Below are 10029 nucleotides of genomic sequence, written 5' to 3' on the forward strand. Positions count from 1 at the left end.
CCTGCTGCAGTCCCTGACCCAGCCGCATTTCGGGGAAGCGATCTGGCGCAATGCGCCGTATCTCCTGAGCATGAGAGAGAGTCCATGGGACGACCAGGCAGAAGGCCATTATCCATAAGCCATCAACCAGGAAGCGGTCTGTCCATCGCGGTTTCATCAGGATTTCACCTCTCGCCCTCACATTCATGCGAACGCAACGAACGCTGGACCAGCCCGCTGATATGCATCGTGGCCGCCCGTTGCGGGATCCCATGTTGCATCGCTGCAACGGGCTGCGGGCAACGCAGCGGTAGGGTATCGCCACGCTGACCAAGCGTGTAAACCATGGCAGACTGATGGATGGAATGATTGCGGTAATGCGCATGCAGGCTAGCTCGACCACCTCCGGAAGGGTCATGGTCCTGACCCGGCGGACGCTTCTCGCTGGCGTAGCGCTCGGCCTTGTGGGGTGCAGCAGCATCCCGGGGGCTGGACCGCGCCGCGAAGAGGTCATGAGCCCGCAGGCGCAGGCTGCCGGCCAGTTTGTCGTCGTGGAGATTGAACCCAACGCCCTCTCCATTCTGACCTCTCGACCTGCAATCTCATTCCGGGGCAGCTTTGGCGACAATCGACCCTCGCCGGATCAGGTGATTGGCGTCGGCGATTCAATTTCAGTGACGATCTGGGAAGCCGCAAGCGGGGGACTGTTCTCGTCGCCTGTCATCGAGCGCATGGGGCCCGGGTCGCGAACCGCAGTGATTCCGGAACAGGTGGTCGCACGGGATGGTTCGGTCACGGTCCCTTATGCCGGCCGTATCCGCGTGCAAGGTCTCAGGCCTGCCCAGGTCGAAGCGCGGATCACCGAAAGCCTGCGGGGAAGAGCGATCGAGCCTCAGGTTCTGGTCACCATCACCCGCAACGCGTCCAATACAGTTACGGTAACTGGCGAGGTCGTGAATGGCGCCGTCGTTCCCGTCAATGTGCGAGGCCAGCGTCTTCTCGACGTCATCGCCATCGCAGGCGGGGCGCGCGCCCCTGTCCACGAGACCTTCATCAATCTTATTCGGGGCGGTCGCTCTGTCGCCGTTCCGATGCCAGTGGTTCTGGAGCGACCGGCTGAGAACATTTACGTTCGGGCCGGCGATGTCATCACGCTGGTTCGGGCACCCCTGACATTCACGGCGATCGGTGCCACGGGACAAAATGCTGTGGTGCCCTTCGGTCAGATCAAACTGTCGCTCGAGGAAGCGATCGGGCGAGCCGGTGGGTTGACGGATTTCCGCGCGGATCCGGAGGGGATCTTCGTTCTCCGATTTGAGCCGGTCGATCTGGTCCGTCGTCTTGTGGCCCCCCGCCCTCTCGATCTCCCCGGGCCGTTTGTTCCAGTGGCTTATCGCCTCAATTTGAGGGATCCTGCATCGATGTTTGCCGCTCGTGCGTTCGTCATGCAGGATAAGGACATCGTCTACGTCGCCAATGCGCCGATGACGGAGGTTCAGAAGGTCTTCAGCCTGATCAACACCCTCACGACACCTGTCATTCAGGGCGCAGCCGTCGGTGCCGCACTACGATAGATCGGGCTCTTTCATGGCATGGCGACAGGACCACAGTGCCAAGGGCCGATGCGGATACCTCCGATGCCTTTGAGAGCGCTTTGGAACCGGGCTAGGGGCGCCCTTCTACAACGCAGGGCTCACCGGATCTATCGTCGGACCGTCACGGATGTCACCAATCAAGCTTGGCGCCTAGCAGCAGAGCTGCACGACCGACTGCCCGCGTGGGTGGACCGTGATCGGCCACTGATCTCGGTCATCACGCCGGTTTATAACACCCCGAAGCGGTACCTTCGCGATCTCGTTGATTCCTTTCTTCTGCAGCAAGCGGATTTTGCCGAGCTTTTGCTGGTCGACGATGGATCCACCCATCAAGAGTGCAAGGCCTTCTTGGACTGCCTGTCCGCACCGGGAGTTGCCGTCCATCGCATGAGTGAAAACCAGGGGATCGTCGGGGCGACCAACCTTGGCATGGACCGCTCAAAGGGCGAGTGGGTCACTTTTCTTGACCACGACGATGCACTCGCGCCCCATGCGCTGGCGGTGATCCGCGCGGCGATTGAAAAACATCCGGACGGAAATTTTTTCTATACCGATGAGGTTGTAACCGGGTCGGATCTGGCAGCAGAGGATCTCTTCCTCAAGCCTGCCTTTGATCGTGTTCTGCTCAGTGGGGTCAATTACATAAATCACCTTTCGGTGTATCGCTCGCAGCATGCAAAGCGACTGAGGCTAAGAGCTGGTACAGACGGCTCTCAGGATTATGATCTGCTTTTGAGATACCTCACAGATACTCCGGACGATACCGTCTATCATGTCCCCTACCCTGCCTATCTGTGGCGCCGAGATGGTCGCTCATACAGCGTCAACAATCTGCAGAAAGCGACCGAGGCGGCGAGGCGGGCGGTAAGCGACGCCTATGGAGGAGTGGCTGTCGGTTCATCAAGCGTGATCCCGGACCTCCACAGACTCGCCTTCCAGGCCGCACACCGGACCTGGCCGAGCATTTCTGTGATTATCCCGAACTTCAACGCACCGAAGCTGATCCGCCAGGTCGTCGGAGGACTTTTGGACAAGACGGACTATCCAACCCTTGAAATCTCGATCATTGACAACGGGTCCGACAATCCCGAGACGCTCGACTTCTATCGGGAGCTAACCAGCCTACACTCCAACGTGTCTATCCATATCAAGAAGGAAAATTTCAATTTTGCGAGGGCGGTAAATCGCGGCGTAAGCAACACGCGCAGCGACTTCCTGCTTCTTTTGAACAATGACGTTGAGATTATCCACTATGACTGGCTCAAAGAGATGGTCTCCTGCTTCGATTACGGTAACGTCGGCGCGGTTGGAGCCAAACTATTGTATCCGTCTGGCAACATACAGCATGCGGGGGTGATTGTCGGTTTTGGGAATTATGCGGGCCATTGGTACCTCGATCAACCCGGCCAATTCCCGGGACCTATGGGACGATTGGCGGTACGCCAGTCCCTGTCGGCTGTCACCGGCGCATGCTTACTCACGAAAAGAGGTCCATGGAGCGAAGTCGGCGGCTTCGACGAACAGGATTTCAAGATTGCCTACAATGATGTCGACTACTGCATGCGCCTTCGCAAGCGCGGTTATCGGATCCTATGGACGCCTTTTGCAACTCTGACCCATCACGAGTCTGCAAGCCGCGGCAGCGACGAAACGCCCGAGAACCGGGAGCGCTTTGAGCGGGAAAAGGCAAACCTTGATCGTCATCATGGAACAGTGGGATTCGAGGATCCTGCCTGTAACCCATGGTATACGACCGATAGGTCATATCCGACACTCCGCAGGCGTGCCGCACTCCCTTCTCCGCGGACCAACGCGATCGGCGGGTCCGCCAATGGACGGGCGAACGACATGGCTCTCGCAAGGTAGGAACTTGGCGCAAATGGTCAGCAACTGGACGTCCCGATTGGTCGCGGCTCTTCGCGGCCGGGTCGGCAGCGCTCCCGCACCGGACTCGAAAGACCAGAAGCACGGTCTGGACGAGTATGTTACGACCTACCCCGGCCCGCAGAATGCCATCGATATCCTGAAAGGATGGAATCAGGCCTTTCCAGCCCAATACGGCGTCTCCGCCGGCTCAATGGCACTCTACAATGATCCAAGGATACACTGGGCTATCGAGAAAGCTGGAGGCGTGGCTGGCAAGCGTGTCCTCGAGGTCGGCCCGCTGGAGGCTTGGCACACCTACATGCTGGAGCAGCACCAACCCGTTCTCCTCGATGCAGTTGAAGCGAACAAGCTGTCATTTCTGCGTTGTCTGGTCGTCAAGGAGATCGTGGGTCTCAAGATCGCCCGCTTCCACCTGGGAGACGCTCAACTCTGGCTGGAACAGAGGCCGGAGCGCTACGATGTGGTGATCGCGTCGGGCGTCCTCTACCATATGCAGGACCCAATTCGGTTCTTGCGCGCAATCGCCGCACGCACGGATAGTCTCTTCCTGTGGACCCATTACGTCGATGACGTCGCGATGCCGCCGGGCGACCCGCGCCGAGGAGCATTTATTAGTCCACCGGAAGTGGTCCTGGCTGCAGGAGTGGAAGTAAAGCTCTATCCAAGAACGTATCTTGGAGCCTGGCAAAATGCCTCGTTCTGCGGTGGCATGCACGACATCCATCGCTGGATCGAAAAGGAAAGCTTGATCGCCCTGCTCAGAGCGCTGGGGCTGTCCGAAATCGAGGTATCCTTCGACCAGACGGACCACACCTACGGCCCCGCCTGCTGCATCTTTGCAAAGCGACCGGCCTAGGACCGTGCTTTTGTCACAATGTTCCTCTAAAGGGTACCGCTTCCGGAATAGCCGCCCGCAGCCAGCCGCCCCTTACACGCAGTGTGGCAGGATCAATGATCACACTGGACAACGTCTTCAAGTTCTACCGACAAGAGCGGCATACCCGGGTCGTCCTAGACCATGTCTCGATTACCTTTCTCAAGGGATATTCGTACGGGCTTCTGGGGGTCAATGGAGCTGGTAAATCGACCACAATGCGCCTCATTGCAGGCATCGAGCTTCCAAACGCTGGAAAGGTGCGCCGACAAGTGAGAGTGTCCTGGCCGCTGGGGTTTGCAGGCGGTATGCATCCGCTTATGTCGGGGAGGGAGAACGTCAAGTTTGTGGCGCGCGCCTATGGCGAAGACCCGCGAAGGGTCGTTCGTTTCGTCGAGGAGTTTGCGGAAATCGGCGATTACATGGACGCCGCTGTCCGAACATACTCTTCAGGAATGATGGCGCGGGTCGCGTTCGGTCTTTCGATGGCGGTCGAGTTCGAATGTTACTTGATCGATGAAGTTCTTGCGGTTGGCGACGCGCGCTTCCAAGCGCGCTGTAAAGAAGCATTCGAAGCCCGGCGAAAAAACTCAGACCTAATCGTCGTTTCTCACTCGATGGAAACTATCAAGGAATACTGTGATAAGGCCGCAGTGTTGGTCGATGGGCAGATATTGATGTACGATAACGTCGACAAGGCAACCGAGGCCTATAATCGATTGAACCGGTGACAGGCGCACCCAGATAGCTCGCTATGACGATTGAACCCTCGCCCGGTGCCCCCCCCCCTGTTGCGCTTGTCGACCGCGCCAAGCGAGTCTCCAAGCTTCTCACGGAAACAGCGCGTATGGCGCGGTTTTCCACTCGTCGGAGGAGCTCGTACGGCTCGGGAGGCTTTGCTGGTCGAAAGGGCGAGCGTGTATTCCGGCTGTTTCGGCAGGTTTCATTTTTCATATTGGTCGCCTTCCCAGTTATAATCTCATCGCTTTACCTTTTTTTCGTTGCCTCACCTCAGTACATCTCGGAAGCTCGCTTTTCGGTAAACGTCGCGCAGATTCCACAATTGGACAATCTCGGCACAATGACCGGGATCGCGAGCGTAGCTATCATTCGCGACACACAAATCGTCACCAACTTTATTGTTTCTCGGGCGGCGGTGGAGGCTCTCGAGAGACGTATCGCGCTCCGCGACCGCTTCTCGGCCCCATCGATTGACTTCTGGTCCCGCTTTGACCCCACGAAACCAGTTGAGAAATTCGTACGCTACTGGGAGCGGCAAGTCGGTGTGTCAATTTCCATGCCTGCCGGTATCGTCAATCTCTCCGTGCGGGCCTTCTCACCTCAAGACGCTCATCAAATTGCACGTGAATTGATCCAACTCAGCGAGGAGCTGATTAATGAACAAAATGATCGCATCTTTCGAGATGCGATCCGCGCGGCGAGCGATGAGCTGGAAAGAAGCGCGGCGCGCCTGACGGCTGCCCGGGTGGCATTGGAAAGCGCTCGTGCGGACACGGGGGTGTTGGACACGACGAGGTCGGCTGAGGCAACCAATCGGCTCATCACCGAAAGCCGTGCCCAGTTGCTCGCCATGCAGCAGGATTACGCAAGCCGTAGCCGGTTTATTGCGACGGATTCGCCACAGCTCCGCGTGTTGGCTGAGCGCATCTCGGCACTACAGGGGCAGATTGCCGAGCTTGAAAGACGGCTGATCAATAATAACCCCGCTTCAGATCCTACGATCTCCACGATGATGACGCGCTTCCAGGCGCTGGATATGGAGAAACAGATAGCTGAGCGCCTCTATGCAGGAGCTACTGCCAACTTGGAAGCAGCACGCCTGCTTTCGGAACAAAGGCGGATGTATCTGACGGCGTTCGTGCAGCCATCATTGCCTGAAGATTCACTCTATCCACGCCCCTATCTCTTCACGTTTCTCATCACCTTGGCTTGCTTGGCAGCCTGGGGGGCCCTGGTTGGCGCGGCGACGCTCGCGCGCAATTACATGGCTTGATCAGCGTACACGATGCTTTTTGGGCTCGAGCAAGATCGCGGGAACAAGATTGTGTGGTACGTGGTGCCCGACGGGTACGGCGGCGTCGCGCGATCTGCGATTTTCGGCGAGGGGCAAAAGCGTCTCGTGATGGAAGCGAATGAAATCCGGTCGGCCCTAGTAGACGCTGGTCGGCACCCCACGGGTTTGTGTGGCTTCTCTCTTGACGAGCAGCGAATCCCCGATCTCAATCAGATAATCGACTTGGAAATCAGGGATGTCGAAACAGATGTGCTGATTTATCGTCGACCTAAGCCCAGCGACATTTCGGCCCGGATCATCCAGATCTATCCGGAACTTTTTCCTCCACGGGCATTGATCGTCCAATTAGACCCGCTATTCCAGTACAGTGGGCTTCGCCTTGAGGTCCACGGACATGAAACTGTTACACAGTTTTTCCATATCCGTGACTGCGAGTCACTTTTCTTCAGTGGACGTTTCCTTTTTCAGAACTACGAGGGTTGGATTGAAGACCGTTTCAAACCTATCATCTTTGTGAACGACCCATATGTCGTGCTGGCTGAACGTCTGCTGGTGCTTTCGAAGATCAACCAAGTGGGTAGACCCGAACTGATCATCGGCGAGCGCGATGCGATGCTCTTTAAGCCGGCCATCGAATTTGCGAGTTCGATCGACCTTCAGAACGCACGAGAGGTGAAGGCCGCCCTGAAACACGTCCCCGAAGACGTTGCGGTGGCATTAGCCGACCCCACCACACGCATTTTGACGTGCTCATCCCCGCTCGAAATGCCTCGGACCGGCTGCCTGGCAAAGAGTCTGGATTTCCTAGCCGGTTGTGCCGTGGTTGGAATCGCGGAGCGCGAGGAACTTTACGCGGACACGATCGCCGAACTGCTGGGGTTGCGAACCGGGATCATTCCATTGCCCTCGAGATTTGGCGGGCTACTTGAGCTCGCTGCGCTTCTTCGATCTAGCGGACGAGCGGAACGTCTTCTGGCAAGGGACCTCGAACTCTATGATGCGGTCAAGGCCGCCTTCGAGAAGGCCGCTTAGCAATGCACCCCCCTCTATAAAAACTGCTCTCCCGATCCGTTATGGTGCGGGTGGGGAGGTGCTGTAGACCGGCACCTGAGCAATGCTGGCTGGACTCGCGCCGACGGTCCCATCGCGCCTTCCATCCATTGCCGCAGTTCGGATCCTGTCCAAAAATGATCCGCGCTGTGTTGGACAATACCAGCGCTCGCTGTGCGGCCAAGACCTGTCAACACTGTTACACCCTCAGTGCCTAGGAGAAGCAGCCCCACCGTCGGGCGTTGCGACCGCAGAGGATTTGGGAGGCGCGCAAGCGAATGCTAGGGAATTGCGCCACCCAGGCTTTGCACTGACCAAAAGCTTCGGCCAGTCCCCGAGTTTGCGTCTTGGCCTCATTTTCGGCCCATGATAGGCCCAAAGCATGATCCGCCCTCAAACGAAATGAGCGCTATGACAGCCACAGGGACAAAGCGTCAGGCTCCTCTTACTATCGACGCGACCGTCGCCCCCGACGCGCGCCAGAGGGTGCCTGTGAAGCGGCGTCTGTTTGGCTGGCTTCAAAGGCAGCACGTGCAGCAGGCCGGTCCAGGGTTGGTCGAGGCGGAGGGGACCAAGCGCAGGCGCATATCGATCCATGCGATAACGTTTCTGGGTGGCGTGCTGCTGCCATGGCTCGCATTTCTCGGCTATTTCCTTTTTGTGGCATCAGACCAGTTCATTGCGGTCAGCAAGTTCGCCGTCCGAGGCGCTGCTTTCGAACAGCCTGTCGATCTGCCCACGGCAGGCTCGTCGCAGCGAAGCCAAACCATGCCAATGGTCGTTGGACAGGATGCCTACATAATCGTTGCTTATATAAAGAGCTACAAAGTCATCGAGGATATCTCTGCGCGGGTCGACGTGAAGGCCGCCTACCAGCACCCAGCAGCTGACTTTTGGGAGCGCCTCCCGGCCAGCGCTACCAAGGAGCAGGTTCTCGAGTACTGGAACAAGCGAGTGTCTGCGGCTGTCGACGGTCCCTCCGGTATCGTGACGGTTCGCGTCCGGGCGTTCACTCCCGACGACGCTGTGAAAATTCTCAATGCGATAATCTGGGCGAGCGAAAACCTCGCCAACGATATCTCGGTGCGGGCACGGCGCGATATGGTGAGCAAAGCCGAAAACGAAGTAACCCGTGCAGTGGGGGTGGCTCAGCAAGCATTGAACGACCTTCAGCGTTTTCGTGAACGCGCCGGTGTTCTTGATCCCGTCAGTTCGGCGACGATGACGAACACGCTTCTGCTGCAGCTGCTCGGGGAAAAAATCAAACTGGAAAACGAGCTCTATGTCCTCCAGCGTGTATCGCCCGACAACACCGCTGGTCAAAGGGTGCTGCGCACCAGTATCGACTCGGTTCAACAACAGGTTGATCGATTGAAGAATTCGCTTACCGGCCAATCTACCGAGGGCCGCTCGATCGCAGCAGCCCTTGTCGACTATGAGCGCTTGGAGATGCAGCGGATTCTATCGCAGAAGCTGCTGGCTTTGGCTCAGGAAGCATTACAGAGGGCCGCACAACGGGCTAGCAGACAGAATATCTATGTAACAACCTTCGTGGCGCCCTTCGTGCCGCAGGAATCCGAATACCCTCAGCGGTGGCAGCTCCTCGCAATGTACTGCTCGTTGGTACTAATTAGCTGGGGAATCCTTACCCTTTTGTTAGCGACCGTGGATGACCATAGGATATAATTGAGTCATGAGCGCTACGATTGCCGTGCGAAATTATATTCATGTCCTCCAAGCACTTATTTTGCGGGATTTGAAGTCGCGATTTCTGGGCTCTGCGTGGGGCTATTTGCTCTCGATTGGATGGCCATTGAGCCACATCGTTGTTCTGTTGACGGTGCATGGTGTATTTGGCCGCTTGCAGCCATACGGTGAAAGTGCCGCCGTGTGGTATTCGACTGGCATCGTTCCGTTTATGGCCTTCTCGTATACTTTGCGATTTATCGTTCTTGGTTTGGTGCAGAACACTCCGCTTCTAAGTTTTCCGGCGGTCCGTGTAATGGATATTATCTTCGCAAGAGCGATAGTCGAGATTTTTAGCGTTGCCATCGTCTTTGCTATCATCGCGACGGCTCTATCGTTTGCGGGATTATCCTTTATACCGGAATTTCCTCTTTATGCATTCTACGCTTTAGCCGCCAGCTTTTGTCTGGGACTTGCTTTTGGCATTATATTTGCCGGGCTTTCTAAAATTTCTCCTGCATGGAATATTGTCTCCATGCTCTTCATTATGGCTCTTTGGACAGCGTCTGGCATATTTTTTGTACCAAATAACTGGCCTACATTGTTTTTGCATATCCTCTATATAAATCCCATCATCCATATAATTGATATTTTTCGCTCCGCGTACTTCGATGGATTTGCGCAAGACAGGGCGGATTGGCATTATGTCCTGCACTGGTGCTTGTGGTCGCTGTTTTTCGCGCTGCTGTTAGAACGCGGCCTTCGAGGACGAATGGCACAGTAGCTTCGCCTTGGGCTGGAAGGTTCATCGGCGCTTCCCTTTCGGCCGGAGACCCGCTGCGGAAGCTGCCACGACGCCCGGGCGTTGAGCGCGTCATGGATATGAGTGGGTTATCCCAATTCGCGCTCGATGGGGATGAAGC

Annotated in this window: 8 protein-coding genes; all 8 read left to right on the forward strand. The window is 56.8% G+C overall.

Annotated elements, in window-relative coordinates:
* Nucleotides 1-491 precede the first annotated feature (491 nt).
* The 8 genes from C8P69_RS22800 (at nucleotide 492) to C8P69_RS22835 (ending at nucleotide 9890) form a co-directional block, all read left to right on the forward strand.
* Nucleotides 492-1553, forward strand: coding sequence for a polysaccharide biosynthesis/export family protein (locus C8P69_RS22800; RefSeq protein WP_245902214.1), 1062 nt, complete (start codon nucleotides 492-494; stop codon nucleotides 1551-1553).
* Between the two features lie 207 nt (nucleotides 1554-1760).
* On the forward strand, nucleotides 1761-3440 hold the full coding sequence (locus C8P69_RS22805) for a glycosyltransferase family 2 protein (RefSeq protein ID WP_170118369.1): 1680 nt from the start codon (nucleotides 1761-1763) through the stop codon (nucleotides 3438-3440).
* 13 nt (nucleotides 3441-3453) lie between these two features.
* Complete coding sequence (locus tag C8P69_RS22810; RefSeq protein WP_108179734.1) at nucleotides 3454-4317, forward strand: class I SAM-dependent methyltransferase; 864 nt, start codon at nucleotides 3454-3456, stop codon at nucleotides 4315-4317.
* A gap of 95 nt (nucleotides 4318-4412) precedes the next feature.
* Complete coding sequence (locus C8P69_RS22815) at nucleotides 4413-5066, forward strand: ABC transporter ATP-binding protein (RefSeq protein WP_108179735.1); 654 nt, start codon at nucleotides 4413-4415, stop codon at nucleotides 5064-5066.
* A 116-nt stretch (nucleotides 5067-5182) separates the two neighbouring features.
* Nucleotides 5183-6349 (forward strand): KpsE/RkpR family capsule polysaccharide export protein, encoded by a 1167-nt coding sequence (locus tag C8P69_RS22820; RefSeq protein ID WP_170118370.1) that lies wholly within the window; start codon nucleotides 5183-5185, stop codon nucleotides 6347-6349.
* A gap of 51 nt (nucleotides 6350-6400) precedes the next feature.
* Nucleotides 6401-7402 (forward strand): hypothetical protein, encoded by a 1002-nt coding sequence (locus C8P69_RS22825; RefSeq protein WP_146167438.1) that lies wholly within the window; start codon nucleotides 6401-6403, stop codon nucleotides 7400-7402.
* Nucleotides 7403-7912: 510 nt separating this feature from the next.
* Nucleotides 7913-9106, forward strand: coding sequence for a KpsE/RkpR family capsule polysaccharide export protein (locus C8P69_RS22830; RefSeq protein WP_146167439.1), 1194 nt, complete (start codon nucleotides 7913-7915; stop codon nucleotides 9104-9106).
* 7 nt (nucleotides 9107-9113) lie between these two features.
* On the forward strand, nucleotides 9114-9890 hold the full coding sequence (locus C8P69_RS22835) for an ABC transporter permease (RefSeq protein WP_108179739.1): 777 nt from the start codon (nucleotides 9114-9116) through the stop codon (nucleotides 9888-9890).
* Nucleotides 9891-10029: the final 139 nt, after the last annotated feature.

Source organism: Phreatobacter oligotrophus (genome assembly GCF_003046185.1).
Lineage (GTDB): Bacteria > Pseudomonadota > Alphaproteobacteria > Rhizobiales > Phreatobacteraceae > Phreatobacter > Phreatobacter oligotrophus.

Bases quoted from the DNA above. Each gene is read 5' to 3' on its own strand.
- C8P69_RS22800 (WP_245902214.1), top strand. From the start codon at position 492: ATGAGCCCGCAGGCGCAGGCTGCCGGCCAGTTTGTCGTCGTGGAGATT.
- C8P69_RS22820 (WP_170118370.1), top strand. From the start codon at position 5,183: ATGGCGCGGTTTTCCACTCGTCGGAGGAGCTCGTACGGCTCGGGAGGC.
- C8P69_RS22815 (WP_108179735.1), top strand. From the start codon at position 4,413: ATGATCACACTGGACAACGTCTTCAAGTTCTACCGACAAGAGCGGCAT.
- C8P69_RS22835 (WP_108179739.1), top strand. From the start codon at position 9,114: ATGAGCGCTACGATTGCCGTGCGAAATTATATTCATGTCCTCCAAGCA.
- C8P69_RS22810 (WP_108179734.1), top strand. From the start codon at position 3,454: ATGGTCAGCAACTGGACGTCCCGATTGGTCGCGGCTCTTCGCGGCCGG.